This is a genomic window from Archangium primigenium, assembly GCF_016904885.1.
Classification (GTDB): domain Bacteria; phylum Myxococcota; class Myxococcia; order Myxococcales; family Myxococcaceae; genus Cystobacter; species Cystobacter primigenius.
The window spans coordinates 7019410-7034378 of the sequence record NZ_JADWYI010000001.1; the positions used below are offsets into that span (position 1 = coordinate 7019410).

Annotated in this window: 13 protein-coding genes; 2 read left to right on the forward strand and 11 right to left on the reverse strand. The window is 72.1% G+C overall.

What is annotated here, in order from left to right; translation table 11 throughout:
- Positions 1 to 58 precede the first annotated feature (58 nt).
- A complete protein-coding gene (locus tag I3V78_RS28700; protein WP_204492164.1) occupies positions 59 to 1159 on the forward strand; it encodes a glycosyltransferase family 9 protein in 1101 nt (366 codons plus the stop codon).
- On the opposite strand, the gene I3V78_RS40370 is transcribed toward I3V78_RS28700, so the two are convergent.
- Genes I3V78_RS40370 through I3V78_RS28740 form a run of 9 tightly spaced genes read right to left on the reverse strand, consistent with a single transcriptional unit; the run spans position 1148 to position 11107 of the window.
- Entirely contained in the window at positions 1148 to 1348 is a 201-nt protein-coding gene (locus I3V78_RS40370) for a Trm112 family protein (RefSeq protein WP_420840432.1), read from the reverse strand. The two genes, I3V78_RS28700 and I3V78_RS40370, sit on opposite strands and share 12 nt — an antisense overlap.
- Positions 1349 to 1351: 3 nt before the next feature.
- Positions 1352 to 1846, reverse strand: a complete 495-nt coding sequence (locus I3V78_RS28705; protein WP_204492166.1) for an adenylyltransferase/cytidyltransferase family protein — start codon at positions 1844 to 1846, stop codon at positions 1352 to 1354.
- Entirely contained in the window at positions 1843 to 2856 is a 1014-nt protein-coding gene (locus I3V78_RS28710) for a bifunctional heptose 7-phosphate kinase/heptose 1-phosphate adenyltransferase (RefSeq protein ID WP_204492169.1), read from the reverse strand. Before I3V78_RS28710 ends, I3V78_RS28705 begins: the two co-directional genes overlap by 4 nt.
- Before the next feature lie 49 nt (positions 2857 to 2905).
- Positions 2906 to 3958 (reverse strand): tetraacyldisaccharide 4'-kinase, encoded by a 1053-nt coding sequence (gene lpxK / locus I3V78_RS28715; RefSeq protein WP_338023775.1) that lies wholly within the window; start codon positions 3956 to 3958, stop codon positions 2906 to 2908.
- Positions 3955 to 4977 (reverse strand): glycosyltransferase, encoded by a 1023-nt coding sequence (locus I3V78_RS28720; protein ID WP_204492171.1) that lies wholly within the window; start codon positions 4975 to 4977, stop codon positions 3955 to 3957. Before I3V78_RS28720 ends, lpxK begins: the two co-directional genes overlap by 4 nt.
- Positions 4974 to 6242, reverse strand: a complete 1269-nt coding sequence (locus tag I3V78_RS28725) for a 3-deoxy-D-manno-octulosonic acid transferase (protein ID WP_204492173.1) — start codon at positions 6240 to 6242, stop codon at positions 4974 to 4976. Before I3V78_RS28725 ends, I3V78_RS28720 begins: the two co-directional genes overlap by 4 nt.
- A gap of 31 nt (positions 6243 to 6273) precedes the next feature.
- The gene (locus I3V78_RS28730) at positions 6274 to 7449 is read right to left on the reverse strand and encodes a PHP domain-containing protein (protein ID WP_204492175.1); all 1176 of its coding nucleotides are present in this window, start codon (positions 7447 to 7449) and stop codon (positions 6274 to 6276) included.
- Positions 7446 to 9224 (reverse strand): ABC transporter ATP-binding protein, encoded by a 1779-nt coding sequence (locus I3V78_RS28735; RefSeq protein WP_204492178.1) that lies wholly within the window; start codon positions 9222 to 9224, stop codon positions 7446 to 7448. The genes I3V78_RS28730 and I3V78_RS28735 overlap by 4 nt, the downstream gene beginning before the upstream one ends.
- Positions 9224 to 11107 carry a DUF4388 domain-containing protein gene (locus I3V78_RS28740; protein ID WP_204492180.1) on the reverse strand — a complete coding sequence of 628 codons (1884 nt, stop codon included), beginning with the start codon at positions 11105 to 11107 and terminating at the stop codon, positions 9224 to 9226. Before I3V78_RS28740 ends, I3V78_RS28735 begins: the two co-directional genes overlap by 1 nt.
- 159 nt (positions 11108 to 11266) lie before the next feature.
- Here I3V78_RS28740 and lpxB point away from each other — a divergent pair, with 159 nt between their 5' ends.
- A complete protein-coding gene (lpxB, locus tag I3V78_RS28745) occupies positions 11267 to 12436 on the forward strand; it encodes a lipid-A-disaccharide synthase (RefSeq protein WP_204492182.1) in 1170 nt (389 codons plus the stop codon).
- Positions 12437 to 12460: 24 nt separating this feature from the next.
- Here lpxB and I3V78_RS28750 read toward each other — a convergent pair whose 3' ends face one another.
- Together I3V78_RS28750 and I3V78_RS28755 are read right to left on the reverse strand one after the other, a co-directional pair.
- Complete coding sequence (locus I3V78_RS28750) at positions 12461 to 13852, reverse strand: cytochrome P450 (protein WP_204492185.1); 1392 nt, start codon at positions 13850 to 13852, stop codon at positions 12461 to 12463.
- Between the two features lie 171 nt (positions 13853 to 14023).
- A complete protein-coding gene (locus I3V78_RS28755; protein WP_338023855.1) occupies positions 14024 to 14926 on the reverse strand; it encodes a UbiA family prenyltransferase in 903 nt (300 codons plus the stop codon).
- Positions 14927 to 14969: the final 43 nt, after the last annotated feature.

Below are 14969 nucleotides of genomic sequence, written 5' to 3' on the forward strand. Positions count from 1 at the left end.
TTCCGGTCATCAGGTCAAGCCACCCGTGCGCGGCCTTTCTGGTATGGTCCGCCCCCCGATGGTCTGGCTCAAGCGGCTCGAATACGGGGCGAAGCTGGCGCTCGCCCTCCTGGCATCCGCCCTCCTCTGGAGACCCGGGCGGCGACGGACGGCGGAAACGCCCCTCCCCTTTCCCCGGCGCATCCTCCTCGTCCGGATCGACAACCGGGTGGGAGAAGCCCTTCTCACGACCCCCCTGCTCTCCGTCCTGAGAGCCGCCTCCCGCCCTCCCGAGGTGCACGTCCTCGCCCACGCCAAGGTCGCCCGGGTCCTGGCCAGCCACCCCGAGGCCGATCGCATCATCTCCTTCAACCGGCGTCTGCTCTGGCTCGGTCCCCTCGCGCCCGGTATCCGGGCCCTGCGGCGTGAGCGCTATGATGTTGTCGTCGACTGCGCCAACTGGGCCACGCCCTCCGTGACCTCCGCCATCATCTCCCGGCTCATCGGACCCCAAGCGCTCGTCGTGGGCCCCCGGACCTGGCCCGTTCACAAGCTGCACTCCCTGTCCGTGCCCGCACGCACCGATACCCCCCAGGAAGTCCTCCAGCGCGTCCACCTGCTCTCGCCTTTCGTGGACACCTCCCGCCCCGCGCGGATGTCCTTCCGCCGTCCCCTCATCAGCGAGAAGTTCCACGCCTGGCTCGAGGCCGGCGCCCAGACGCCTCGCGCGGTGATCAACCCGGGCGGCCGGCTCGGTTGGCGCCGCATCCCTCCCGAGGTGTTCGCCGCCGCCGCCCGGGCCCTCCTCTCCTCGGGGCGCACCCCCATCGTCACCTGGGGTCCCGGCGAAGAGGAGCTCGCCAAGAGCGTGGTCGCCGCGGCGCCCGGCGCCCAGCTCGCGCCTCCCACCAATATCGACGAGCTCGCCGCCCTCATGCGCGACGCCGGACTCACCCTCTGCAACAACACCGGGCCCATGCACCTGTCCGTGGCCGTCGGCGCCCCCACCCTGGCCCTCTTCCTGCGCATGGACATGGCTCGCTGGGGACATGACTACCCCCCCCATCGCATGCTCGACCTCACGCCCGTGATCGACGCCGGCGGCGATGTCGAGGCGCGGGTTTTCGAGGAAGTCCGCGCTTTCGCCGACGGACTCCAGCTCCGCGCCTCAAACGCCTGACGGCGGGCTCGCATCCTCGGGACGCAGCCGTGGCACCCCGTCCCGTACGGGGTACCGGCGACCACACCGCTCACAGCCCAGCCAGGTTCCCGGCCCGCGCTCCTGTCCCGGATGCGGCGCCTGAGCGCTCAGGCGCCCCTCGCACACGGGACATGCGAGTGTGGTCCACCACGCTTCGGCCTCGGGCATCGCCTAGCCGGTCTCGCCGCGCTCGCGCCGCAGCCGCCGCGCGAGCTCCGTCGTGCTGTGGTTCTTCGGATCTCCCGCCACCGCCACCCGTCCGCCGTAGGCGCGGACCTCGTCCGCCTCGGGGATGCTCTCGGGGGTGTAGTCCGTCCCCTTCACGTGCACGTCCGGCTTGAGCGCCCGGATGATGCCCCGCACGTTCGGCTCGTCGAACACCAACACCAGGTCCGTGCAGGCCAGCGCCGCCACCATCTCCGCCCGCTCGACCTCGGGGATGTGCGGACGGTCCGGTCCTTTATACGCCCGCGTCGAGGCGTCCGAGTTCACCGCCACCACCAGATGGTCCGCCAGCTCCCGCGCCCCCTCCAGGTAGCGCACGTGCCCCACGTGCAGCAGATCGAAGATTCCATTGGCCAGCGCCACCGTCCGCCCCTCGGCCCGCCACTGCTCGCGCCGCGCGACGATCTCCTCCAACCGCTGCACCTTGTGCCCCGTGCTCACCGCGCCCCCTTCAGCTCGTTCAGCAGCTCGTCCCGCGCCACCGTCGCCGTCCCCAACTTCTGCACCGCCAGCGCTCCCGCCACGTTCGCCAGCCGCGCCGCGTCGCCGTAGCCCCCTCCCGCCGCCAGTCCCAGCGCGAACGCCGCGATCACCGTGTCCCCCGCGCCCGTGACGTCCACCGCCTCCTTCGCCCCGTGGACCGGCAACCGCTCCAGCGCGCCCTTCTCGTCGAAGAGCATCATGCCGTGCCGTCCCCGCGTCACCAGCAGGGCCCGGCACTCCAGCCGCCGCCGCGCCTCGTGCCCCGCCTCCACCAGCTCGGCCTCCGTGCGCAGCGGCCGACCCACCAGCGATTGCAGCTCCGGCTCGTTCGGCTTGCACACCGTCAGCCCCGTGAAGGACGCCAGGCTGTAGCGGCTGTCCACGCACACCGGGAGGCCCTCCGCCGCCAGTCGCCGCAAGGCCTCGCGCATCTCGTCCCCCACCACCCCCGCGCCGTAGTCCGACACCACCACCGCGTCCACGTCCCTCGCCGCTTCCTCCACCCGCTTCACCAGCGCGCGCCGCAGCTTCGGCGGCAAGTCGCCTCGCTGACCCCGGTCCAGTCTCAACATCTGCTGCCGGGTCGTGCTCATCCCGCCCGCCAGGATGCGCGTCTTCGTCTCCGTCTCCACGCCCCGGGCACTCACCACGCTCAAGCGCGCGCCCGCCTCGTCGAACAAGCCGCGCAGCGCCCGGCCCATCTCGTCCGCGCCCAGCAGCCCCACCACCGTCACCTGTCCCGAGAGCGCCCGCACGTTCGCCGCCACGTTCGCCCCTCCCCCCAGCTTCACCTCGGAGGACTCGTGGCGGACGATCAGCACCGGCGCCTCGCGGCTCACCCGGTCCGTCTGGCCATAGATGTAATGGTCCGCCACCAGGTCCCCCACCAGCAGCACCCTGCGGCGCGCGAAGGCCAGGGGAAGCTGGGCCAGGGACGGATTCGCTCGAGAAGACGACACGGCAGCCATGGCGGCGCGTTGTCCCACGGCGGCCCCTCGGCGACAAGCCAACCGTCGCCTACCCGAGCCCCAGCGCCCGACGCAGATGCTCCGCGCCCTCCAGCACGTCCACCCCCAAGCGCACCCTCCAGGCCTCGAAGCCCTCGGGCAGACGCACCGCGTCCTTCTCCGTCGTCACCACCCGCGCCCCCAGGGCCACCGCTCGGCTCCGCACCTCCTGGAGTTCCCTCGCGCCAAAGGTGTGATGGTCCGGGAAGAACGCCGTGCCTCGCACGTCCACGCCCAGTTCCTCCAAGGTCCGCAAGAAGCCCCCCGGCCGCGCCAACCCCGCCAGCGCCAGCACCGGCTGTCCCCTCAAGGACTCCGGAGGGTGCACACCATCCCCGGGATCCACCCAGGCCGTGGGCCGATACCGCGTGCGGACCCGCGGCGCCATCGAGGGAATCGGCCGCCCCTCCCCACCTCCCGCCGCCGTGCGCACCCAGAGCAGCGTGGCCCGGCTCAATCCCGACAGGGGCTCGCGCAACGGCCCCCGCGGCAGCATCCGGCCATTGCCGAAGCCCACCGCCTCGTCCACCACCACCACGTCCTCGTCACGCGCCAGGCGCCGGTGCTGGAAGCCGTCGTCCAACAGCACCACCTCCAGCCCGAACTCGTCCCGCGCCCGACGCGCCAGCGCCCGCCGGTCCGCCCCCACCAACAGCCGCACCCCCGGACACCGGCGCGCCAGCAACAGGGGCTCGTCCCCGGCCTCCCCCACCGAGGGCAAGGGCCCGCCCCCCACGAACGTCACCGGCCGCGTCGTGGCCCGGCCATAGCCGCGCGTCAGGATGCCCACCCGCCGCCCCTCGCGCAGCAGCCACTCCGCCAGGCACAACACCGCGGGTGTCTTCCCCGTCCCGCCCACGTTGAGGTTGCCCACCGAGATGACCCGCAACCCCTCCACCCGCTCGGCGCGCATGAGCCCCGCGTCGTAGAGCGCGCCCCGCATCCGGACCCCCGCGCCGTACGCCCAGGACGCGAGCTCGAGCGGCGCGAGCAGGGCCCTGCGGCTCCAGGTCTCCGGCGCTCCCGGGTAGAACACCCGCTCGATCGCCGTGGGCCCCGTCACGGGCCCGCCTTCGCCTGGGCGTACAGGTCCAGGATCTCCGCCGCGATGCGCGCGTTGTCCGCAGGCCGGATCAGCACCCGCGCGCCCGAGTCCGACGCCGCCACCACCGCCTCGGGCGTCAGCTCCGCGACCCAGGCATCCGCCAGCGCCGGCAGGTTGCCCTCCTCCACCGCCACCACCCGCACCCCGCTCGCCCGGGCCTGTGCCGCCGCCCGCGCGCTCCAGTCGTTGCCCAATCCCAGAATCCACACCTCGTCCAGCACCCTCAACCAGCGGGCGAACGCGTCCTCGCGCTGGTAGCCAGCGAACGTCACCCGCTCGCCCAACCCCAGGGCCCGCACCCGCTCCCGCACGGGCTCCACCAATTCGCCATCTCCCACCAGGACCAGCCGCGCCTCCGGCTTCTCCCGCCGCAGTCGCGCGAAGGCCTCCACGCCCAGCTCATGGCGCCGGGAGGGCTGGAACGTGGACACCATGCCGATGAGCGGCTCGCCCTCGAGGCCCAGCTCCCGCCGCAGCGCCGCGCGGTCCTCCGCGGGCCGGAACCGCGCGTCCACCAATGGCGGCAGCACCCGCACCCGCCGCCCCACCAACCGGGTGATGACCGACGAGGCGGGCACCGTGTACGCGTCCGCCCGTGGCAGCGACGGTCGCAGGGAGCGGGGCGCATGCACCGAGCGAACCACCACCGCGCCGCGCGGCCGTCCCCAGCGCGCCACCAGGTGATCATGGGTGAAGTGCGCATGCACCACGTCCACGCGCCGCGCCCGCAGGCGCCACACGTCCCGCGCCATCCGCCACGGCGGCGACTTCACCGACAGCTCCAGGCCTCCGTCGTCCAAGAGTCCCAGTGCCTCGAGCCGCGGCACCACGGGCTCCTCGGCCGAGACGCGCGTGCGCCGCCGGTCCACCGCGACCGTCACCTCGTGGCCCGCCTCGCGCTGCGCCAGGGCCAGCAGCGCCACGTTCTCCGCCGGGCCGCTCCAGAAGGGACTCGCCAGCAGGTGGAGGATCCTCACGCGCCAAGCACCCGCGCCATGTGCTCCACGTTGCGCTGGCTCGCGCCGGACACCTGCCGCACCGTCATCCGCGCCAGCTCCCCCAGCGACACCACCGTCTCCGGCTTGGCCAGGAGCTCCGACATCACCCGGTACAGGTGCTCCGCGTCGTTCACCTGGATGCCGCCCCGGCCCACCAGCACCTGCACGCTGTCCTGGAAGTTCTCCATGTGCGGGCCGAACAGCACCGGCTTGCCCTGCCCCGCCGGCTCCAGGATGTTCTGCCCGCCCCGCGTGGTGAACGAGCCACCCACGAACACCAGGGTCGCCAGGCCATAGGCCCTCGACAGCTCACCCATCGAGTCCAACACCACCACGCGTCCCCGCTCCTCGTTGCCCTTGGAGCGCAGGCCCACGCTCAGGCCCGCGTCCCGGGCCAACGCCACGATGCGGCCCGCGCGATCGATGTACCGGGGGGCGATCACCAACCGCAGCTCCGGATGGGCCTCCAACAGGCGCCGGTAGACCGCCAGCAGGTGCTCCTCCTCGCCCTCGTGCGTGCTGCCGGCGATCCACACCCGCTCGCCGTCCTTCAGGCCCAGGGCCGCGCGCAACGACTCGTCCTCCGGGGTGCGCTCCCCCACCGCCAGCGCGTCGAACTTGGTGTTGCCCGTCACGAACACCCGCTCGTCCGGAGCGCCCAGCGCCAGGACCCGCTCCGCCTCGTCCTCGCCCCGCATCAGGAAGAGCGACAGATCCTTCAAGGGGTTGCCGATGAGCGAGAACAAGCGCCGGTAGCGGCCCTGATTGCCCGGGGAGAACCGGCCGTTGGTCAGCGTCACCCGGCCCCCCGCCCGGCTCGCCGCGCGGATGAGGTTGGGCCAGATCTCCGTGTACTCGAGCACCAGCACGTCCGGCTGGATGGCCCGCACCGCCCGCCGCGTCGCGCCCCACAGGTCGTAGGGCGCGTAGACCACCGCGTCCACCTGCCGGGCCAGACGGTCGCGGCCCATCATGTACCCCGAGTTCGTCATCGTGGAGAGCACGATGCGGCAGCCCGGAAAGCGGGCGCGCAGCGGCGCGAACATCGGGGAGAGCGCCAGCAGGTCTCCCGCGCTCGCGCCGTGCATCCAGAAGGTCGGGCCGTCCCCTCGGGCGGGCAGCTCCCCGGGCGCGAAGAAGCCCAGGCGCTGCCGCAGGCCGTGGCGCGTCTTGCGGTGCACCGACAGCACGGGGAAGAGCACGGCGAAGAGCAGATAGCTGGCGACGATGTAGAGCAGGCGCATGGGGACCCGGGCCGCGTCCCTCTAGCAGATCTCAGCGATCCCCGCTCCGGAGCACGACCCGGATGGGACTGGGGACGATCCAGGGGCGCCACCGCGTGCCGAAGAAGCCTCCCGGCGCCCGCACCCACGCCTCCACCTGCGCCCCTCCCGGCTCGAACAGCTCCACCGAGCGCCCATCCGGCAGCAGCCGACCCGCGCCCCGCACCTCGATCCGGACCCGCTCGTCGCTCCCCGGCGGCAGCCGCACCGTGAGCACCTGGCCCACCGGCGCCTCGCGTTCCCCCGGCGGCAAGCCTTCCAGACGGAACCCCTCGGGCTCGCCCAGCGCCCGGAACGCGCACACCGCGCCGCCGCCCGCGAGCCCCCGCACCACCCGCTCGGCGGCCTCCCGCGCGTCCGTGGGCAGGGCCTCGGCGGACTCGCCCTCCGCGACGGGCAGGTACAGGGCCATGGCCCGGAACACGTCCTCGTAGCGGGGCAGGCCGTGCGCATCGTGCGCGCACAGCGCCACCCGGGGCCTGGTCAACTCCAGCTCCAGCAGGCGCGCCAGGGGCTCGGGACCGGGCTCCACGAGCATCATCACCCCGTGCACCGCGTTGCCCAGGAGCGCCCCCAGCGCGGGCAACAGCCGGCTGAAGGGACGGCTCTGCGCGTCCCGGAAGAAGGTGTCCGCGGAGTACAGCTCATAGCCATCGGCCCGCCACGAGGCCTCCAGGTGGCTCCAGGGGTTGCGCTTCTGGACGGGGTGCGCCAGGACGCTCACGCCGCCCGCGGCCCGGACCGCCCGCTCGGCGTCGTCTCCGTCCATCCACTTGGACACGCCCTCCAACGGCCGCCGCAGGCCAAAGGCCACGAGGTGCCCATGCGCGGTGGAGATCTCCACCCCCGGCACCATCAGCACGCCGTCGATGAAGACGGGCTCGCGCGGCTCGAAGTCGTTGTGATCCGTGAGCACCACGAATCGCAGGCCCGCCGCCTTGGCCGCCGCGGCGACCTCCTCCACCGAGCCCCGCCCGTCCGAGCGCGTGGTGTGCACGTGGAAGGCGCCGCGAGGCCCCAGCGTCCTCACGGGCGGCGGCGTCCCGGAGATCACCGGGTACTCCACGAACACCGCGGCCAGGGTGTAGAGGCCCGCCCAGCCGATCAGGATCAGCACCAGCCCCACCAGGGCCCGCAGCCCCTTGCCCACCCCGCCCCAGAGCGTCATGCCGCGCCCCGCTCGACCCCCGCCTGGAGCGACCACAGCGCCGCGTACCGTCCGCCGCGCGCGAGCAGGTCCGCGTGACGCCCCTGCTCCACGACCCGGCCCGCCTCCAGCACGCAGATGAGGTCCGCGTCCACCACCGTCGACAGCCGGTGGGCGATCACCACCGCCGTGCGCCCCGGCAGCACCTGCGCGAGCGCCGCCTGCACCTCCCGCTCGCTCTCCGGATCCAGGCTGCTCGTGGCCTCGTCCAGCACCAGCACGGGCGCGCGCGACAGGACCGCCCGCGCGATGCACAGGCGCTGGCGCTGCCCCCCGCTCAGCTTCACGCCCCGCTCGCCCACGCGCGTGTCGTAGCCCTCGGGCATCGCCCGGATGAAGCCGTCCGCGTGGGCCACCCGCGCCGCCGCCTCCACCTCCTCGAGCGAGGCCTCGGGCCGGGCGAGCCGCAGGTTCTCCAGCACGCTGCCCGAGAACAGCAGCGGCTCCTGGGTCACCAGCGCGAAGCGCGCGCGCACGCTGGCCGCCGTGTAGCGGTCCGCGTCCACGCCATCGAGCAGCAGCCGGCCCGCGTCCGGACGCTCGAAGCGCAGCAGGAGCTGGGTGAGCGTGCTCTTGCCGCCCCCACTGGGCCCCACCAGCGCCACCACCTGGCCCGCGGGCAAGGACAGGGTCAGTCCATCCAGGGCCCGCCGCTCTCCATAGGAGAAGACCACGTCCTCCAACCGCAGCTCCCGTGCGAGCGCCGGCGCGGGCACGGCCCCGGGCGTGTCCTCCACCGGGTGCTTCAGGTCCAGCAGCGCGAAGAGCCGCTCCCCCGCCGCGCCCGCCTGCATCGCGAACTGCGTCACCCGGCCCAGGTCCTTGACGGGCTGGTACACGAGCACCAGCGCGGTCAGGAAGGACAGGAGCGCCTCGGGCTCCATCGCCTTCGTGGCCGCCGCGTACGCCAGCGAGCCCGCGAGCGCCGCCGCCGCCAGCACCTCCATCAACCCGGGCACGCCCCCGCGCGCCCACGCGGCCCGCACCAGGGCCTCCTCGTGCTCGCGCGCGTGCGAGGCGAAGCGGGCCAGCTCCGCCTCCTGCCCGTTGAAGGCCTGGATGGTGCGCAGGCCGCCCAGGCCCTCCTGCAACTGCCCCGCGAGGTGGCCCAACTGCACCTGTCCCTCCCGCGTGCCCTTGAGCGCCTTGCGCGTGAGCCGCGAGGCCGGCAAGGCCGCCAGGGGGAGCACCGCCAGCATGAGGCCGCCCAGCAGCGGACTGAGCGACAGCGCCACCCCGGCGAGCACCACGATCTGCAGCGAGTCGCGCAGGTAGGAGCCCACCGTGTACATGGCCGCCATCTCCACCGCCTGCACGTCCGCGGTGAAGCGGCTGAGCAGGTCACCCGTGCGCTCGCGCCCGAGCTGCGCGGGCGACAGCGCCGTGAGGCGCACGAAGAGGTCGCGGCGCAGGTCCGCCACCGTCTTCTGGGCGAAGAGCCCCATGAAGTAGAACTGGCCCAGGTAGCCCACGCCCTTGACGCCGCCCACGAGCAGCACCACCACGGGGAAGCCCCAGAGCGCCGTCTCGCGCGAGACGCCCGACAGCCAGGGGATGGGCTGCGCACCGGCGAAACCGCTCTCGCCGCCGGACAGCAGGAAGCGCAGCGCGGGTCCCAGCAGGTAGGCGTAGGCGCCCGTGCCCAGGCCGAGCAGCGCCATGCACCCGAAGGCCGCGCCCAGCACCCCCAGGTGCGGCCGGGCATAGCCCAGCAGGCGTTTGAGGATCTGGAACATCACCGGCCCACTTTGCGCAGCGCGGCCTTGGCGAGCTGGGAGTTCGGGTTGAGCTCGAGCACCTTGAGCAGCTTCTTGCGCGCGCTCGAGGCGTCCGCCATCTCGCTGTCGATGATGGCGGAGATGATGAGCGCCCGCTCCAGGTAGGGGTTGAGCGCGAGCGCCTTGCGCAGCACCTTCTGCGCCGCCCGCGCCCGGTCCTCCTTGGGGCCCACGCCCGCCAGGAAGGTGACCCACGCCAGGTACGAGTAGTACTCGGGCTCCTGGGGGTTGAGCGCCACCGCCTCCTCGAAGTGGATGATGGCCGAGCGGTACTGCTTGCGCTTGAGCGCCGCCTCTCCGCGCCGGAGCATCAGCTCCGCGTCCACGTTCACCGTGGTGGCCCGCCCCACGTCCACGCGCGACACGAGGTACTGCAGGTACGCCTTGCGCTTCTCCTCCACCGCCAGCACCCGGTAGGCCGCCGACAGCTTCTCCTGCACCGAGTCGAGCAGGTCCTGCATCTCCGAGGTGTCGAACTCGGCGTAGCTGTCCGGGTGGTAGCGCATGGCGAGCTCCTGGTAGGCGCGCTCCACCGCCTCCGCCTCGGCCGTGATGTCCAGGCCCAGGCAGCGGAAGTAGCTGCCCGTGATGATGCGCACCGACTCCTCGCGCAGGCTCGCGGCCGTCTCCGGCGGTAGGGCCTTGCGCTTGCGCGGGGCGATGACGTCCGGCACCACCGACACCTCGCCCGGCCCCTGCGCCACCGGCGTGGCCGAGAAGCCCAGGTCGCCCACCAACCGCAGGAACCACATGAGCGAGTAGCCCCGCCTCAAGTCCCCGCGTCCGTGCGCGAGCAGATCCCGCAGCGCGATGCGCCCGTTGATCTGCATGGCGATCTTCAGGTCCTCCGTGTTGAGCCCCAGGGCGCCCAGATCCTTGCCGAAGTCGGACGTGCGCACGGGGAACGCGCCCTGGTGCGCGCGCAGGGGCGCGGCGAGCGTCTTGAGCGGCATGGCCCGACGGGCCCCATCCAGGATGGGCGCGAGCGCGGGCGTCTCCACCGTGGCCACCTCGCTCTGGAACTCGTCGCCCGGGTAGAAGGCGTAGCGGCCCTCGCGCATCCCGATGACCTGGGCGAGGCGGTCCATCGTGTAGTCGCGCAGCAGGTGGAGCAGTTCCTCGCCGGCCAGCTCCACGCCCGCCTCGTTGAGCGCCGCGCCGATGCGCAGCCCCGTGCCGAGCGCCTGGACCACCCGCTCGACCTGGGCCTCGGAGAGCACCTGGCGCTGCAAGAGGTAGTGCGGCAGCGCGTCCTGCCGCGCGTTGGAGTCGTAGTTCACCGCGCTGCCCTGCGCGAAGAAGACCCGGCGGGTGAGATCCCGGTGCGCCACCACCAGCACGCCATCGCGGCGCAACCGGTAGAGCGACACGAGCAGCGTGGGCAGGGGAAAGCCCTTGAGCTCTCCGCTGAGCACCGCGGGGCGCACGAGCATGGCCAGCAGCCCCTTGAGCGGTGCCGTGTCGCGCGCGCTGGCCTCCGCCAGCGACTGCAGCTTGCCCACGAGCTCGCCGGGCTTGAGCGGATCCGCCACGTAGGCGTTGACCTTGAGGTCCATCAGGGCCGCGACCCCGCGGGCCCGCCCCAGGTGGCCCTTGTCGATGGCCACGATGGGCACCCGCGCGCCGAGGCTGTCGTTGCGGATGAGGTGGCCCACGTGCGCGCCATCCAACCGCGGCACGTCCACCGACATCACCACCAGGCCCGGGCTGTCCGCCACGAAGTGCTCCATGGCCGAGCCGGGCTCGCCCACGGCTCGGACCGTGTAGCCAGCCTGGGACAGCACGCCGGTGAGGTGTTCGCGCGTGGGGGGATGACTCTCGACCAGCAGAAGCGTCTTCACGGGAGCCCGACTCTACACCCTCGGTCCCCACGCATCAGGCCTTCCTCCGGCCCTCTCCCTCCTCGTTCCGCCATCAACGGAAAGGGCGCCCGCCCGCTCGGCCACTTCCTCCGGACTTTCATGGCTCACCCGAGCCGCGCGGATAGGATGGCGCGCGCCATGTCTTCCGCTCCCCAGATTCTCGTCGTGGCCGGAGAAGCCTCCGGTGACGCGCACGCCGCCGAGCTCGTCGCGGCCCTCAAGGCCCGCCGTCCGGATCTCACGTTCTTCGGCATGGGCGGCGCCCGGCTCGCCGCCCAGGGCGTGGAGCTGCTCTATGGCGCCCACGAGGTCAACGTCATGGGCATCACCGAGGTGCTGCCCAAGATTCCGCGCATCCTCCAGGTGATGGGCGGCTTGTCCCGGGCCGCGGCGGCGCGGCGTCCCGCGTGCGCCATCCTCGTGGACATCCCCGACTTCAACCTGCGGCTCGCCGCGCGGCTCAAGAAGCTGGGCGTGCCCATCGCCTACTACGTCTCGCCGATGATCTGGGCGTGGCGCCGGGGCCGGGTGAAGACGATCGCCCGGCTCGTGGACCGCATGCTCTGCATCCTCCCCTTCGAGGAGGCCTTCTACCGGGAGGCGGGCGTCGCCGCGCGCTACGTGGGCAGCCCCGTGGTGGAGCAGGTCCCCGCGCCCGCCAGCGCCGCCACCTTCCGCCAGAAGCTGGGCCTGCCCACGGACTCCCCCACCCTGGCGCTGCTGCCCGGCAGCCGCATGAGTGAGATCCGCCGCATCCTGCCCACGCTGGTGGGCGCGGCGAAGCGGCTGGTGGACGAGCGCCCTGGCCTCCAGGTGGTGGTGCCCGTGGCGCCCACCATCGCCCGTGAGGAGATCCTCTCGCGCTTCGCGGGCAGTGGCGTGACGCCCGTGCTGGTGGAGGGACGCGCGCCAGAGGTGGTGGGCGCCAGCGACGCGGCCATCGTGGCGTCCGGCACGGCGGCCCTGGAGGCGGGGCTGATGCAACGGCCGCTGGTGGTGGTCTACCGCGTCTCGTTCCTCACCTACCTGGTGGGCCGCCTGATGTTGAAGGTGGCCCACGTGGCGCTCGTCAACCTGCTGGCCGAACGCCGCGTCGTGCCCGAGCTGCTCCAGGGGCAGATGACCCCCGAGCGCATCGCGGCGGAGATCCGCCGGCTCTGGGTGCCGGGCGCGCCGCGCGAGGAGATGCTCCAGGGGCTGGAGGAGGTCCGCAGCCGGCTGGGCGAGACCGGCGCCGCCGAGCGCGCCGCCGAGACGGTCCTGGAGCTGCTGCCGCCCGCGACGCCGCTGCGCGCCACGGGCGGTTGAGCCGGGGGACGTCCCCCGGGGCCGCTACCCCGTGGCGCCGATGGGGGTCGCGGGCTCCGCCTCGCGCGCGGGCATCCGGCGGTGCACCCGCACGAAGAACGAGCTCATGCGCAGGCTCACGCCCGGCTCGGCCACCACCTTCTGGTTGGGCATGGGCTCGAAGCGCACGCGCTGGGCCATGATGACCGTGGCGATCTGCGCCTCCATCAGGGCGAAGAAGTTGCCGATGCAGATGTGCGGCCCGTCGCTGAACGGGAGGTAGGCGTAGCGCGAGCGACCCTTCTCCTGCTCGGGCGTGAAGCGGTCCGGGTCGAACTTCTCGGGGTCGGGGAAGACCGTCTCGTCCCGGTGGATGGTGTAGGGCGAGATGGCGACGATGTCGTCCTTGCGCAGCGGGTAGCCATCGATGCTGGTGTCGTGCAGCGCCGCGCGGCCCAGGAAGTAGCCCGGCGGGTACAGACGCATGGCCTCCTTGACCACCTGCATGGCGTAGGTGAGCTGGGACAAGTCCTGCACGGTCGGCATGCGACCCTGGAGCACCGTGTCCACCTCCTCCTGCAGGCGCCGGTAGACCTCCGGGTGCTGCTGCAGCAGGTACCAGGTCCAGCCCAGCGCGATGGCCACCGTCTCGTGGCCCGCGGTGAAGATGGTGGAGGCGTGGTCGCGCAGCTGCTCGTCGCTCAGGCCGTTGCCTTCCTCGTCCCGGTAGCTGATGAGCGAGGAGAGCAGGTCATTGCCCAGCTTGCCGCGACGGCGCTCCTCGATGAGCGCCGTCTGGCGCTCGCGGATGGTGGTCAGCGCCCGCCGCACGCGCCGGTTGCGCGCCGTGGGCCAGGAGAGCGGCACGGGAATCAGGCTGCTGGTGAGGTACTCGAGGTAGTCCACGCTCTCCTGCATCGCCTCGTCGAACTCGTGGGCCTCGTGCGCGAAGTCCACGTCGAACAACGTCTTGACCACGACGCGCATGGTCAGCAGGGGCATCTGCTTGGTGATGTCGATGACCTCGCCATCCACCCAGGTGTCCACGAGCTGCGAGGCGTAGTCCACCATGATGGGGCCGAACTCGGCCAGGCGCCGGTGCTGGAAGGCGGGCGCCATGAGCTTGCGCTGCTTGAAGTGCTCTTCCGTCTTGAGGACGAAGAGGTTGTTGGGACCCATCAGCGGCACGATGGCGTTGAGGAGGCTGCCTCCGTGGAAGTCCGCCGCCTGCGTCCTCAGGACGGTCTGCGCGAGCTTCGACGAGGTGACCAGCGCGACGCGCATGGGCCCGACATGGAAGATACCAATCTCGGGGCACTCCCGAGCGACTCGCATGAAGAGGCCCAAACGGTTCTGGCTGAAGTCCTTGAGGCTGCCAATCAGTGGAAGCTCACGGATGCGCGGAATCGTCTTGGACGCGGAAACGGCGTTCGACATGGCTCGGCTCTCCGAGGCGGTGCGGGCCTCCAGGCTGTGCGCCCGGGAGGAACTCCATCACCGCGCTGCGTGGGGATTGTGCGGTACGTTACCAAACAATCCCGCGCGAGACGATGCACCCCGAAGACAAGGAGGCGACCCCTGGCCGCCTCCTCGGTCCGGCGAGAAGCGTCAGAGCGCGACGCTCGCGCCGGCCAGCGCCACGCAGTACCAGGCCGTGAAGTACATGTAGGTCTGGTGATCTTCACGGGGCGTGCGCAGCCGCATCAGCCGCACGGCGATGACCACGCACAGCAGGACCAGCACGCCATCGAACACGCGCACCATCCAGCGGTCCCAGACAGGCGCCATCAGCAGGAAGTGCGTGGTGAAGGCCAGCAGGACGAACCCCGCGCTCAGGAAGATGCGCGTGGGCTGCTCTCCCATCACCACCGGGAGCGTCTTGCGCTGGTTGAGGCGATCGCCCTCCATGTCCCGCAGGTCCTGGGTCGGGGCCAGCACGAAGACCGAGAAGGCCAGCGTGAGGACCCAGAGCCACGCCGCGGGCGTCATGGGGGTGATGAGCTCCCAGGCGGGCACCAGGGCCGCGATGATGCCCAGGCACATGCTCATGTCCTTGCCGAACCAGTTGCGCGCCACGCCACCGGCGTTGTGCAGATGGGTCACCATCTGCCACACGAGCGCCCACACGAGCGCCCCCGACAACCAGCCCACGACGCAGAACAGCACCGAGTAGACCACCAGCCGCGTCTGGGCACCCTGCACGGACACGTCCCCGCGCACGATCGGCCGGTCCGGCTTGTTGATGCGGTCTTCCTCGATGCCGTTGAGCTGGTTGGAGATGCAGAACGTCAGCACGTACAGCACGAAGTACGCCGAGCCGCGCGACAGCGCGGAGGCCAGTTGCACCACGGAGCCGTCGATGCTCGACCAGGCCGCCAACAGGAACAGCAGGTTGGGCACCACCGTGGTGGTCAGATCGTAGCGGATGAAGTTCCAGATCAGGCGCGGCTCGAGCAGCAGCAGCGCCATCCAGGAGCGCTTGACCGCCGACTGCTGCAGCTCAGATCCCACCAAGGAGTTGGATTCCACGCACACCCCATCGCGAGATTAAACG

What these genes read in the sequence shown, in the direction of transcription:
- I3V78_RS28735 (WP_204492178.1), bottom strand. Translation starts at nt 9,224, where the DNA reads ATGTTCCAGATCCTCAAACGCCTGCTGGGCTATGCCCGGCCGCACCTG.
- lpxB (WP_204492182.1), top strand. Translation starts at nt 11,267, where the DNA reads ATGTCTTCCGCTCCCCAGATTCTCGTCGTGGCCGGAGAAGCCTCCGGT.
- I3V78_RS28710 (WP_204492169.1), bottom strand. Translation starts at nt 2,856, where the DNA reads ATGGCTGCCGTGTCGTCTTCTCGAGCGAATCCGTCCCTGGCCCAGCTT.
- I3V78_RS28730 (WP_204492175.1), bottom strand. Translation starts at nt 7,449, where the DNA reads ATGACGCTCTGGGGCGGGGTGGGCAAGGGGCTGCGGGCCCTGGTGGGG.
- I3V78_RS40370 (WP_420840432.1), bottom strand. Translation starts at nt 1,348, where the DNA reads ATGCCCGAGGCCGAAGCGTGGTGGACCACACTCGCATGTCCCGTGTGC.
- I3V78_RS28725 (WP_204492173.1), bottom strand. Translation starts at nt 6,242, where the DNA reads ATGCGCCTGCTCTACATCGTCGCCAGCTATCTGCTCTTCGCCGTGCTC.
- I3V78_RS28750 (WP_204492185.1), bottom strand. Translation starts at nt 13,852, where the DNA reads ATGTCGAACGCCGTTTCCGCGTCCAAGACGATTCCGCGCATCCGTGAG.
- I3V78_RS28700 (WP_204492164.1), top strand. Translation starts at nt 59, where the DNA reads ATGGTCTGGCTCAAGCGGCTCGAATACGGGGCGAAGCTGGCGCTCGCC.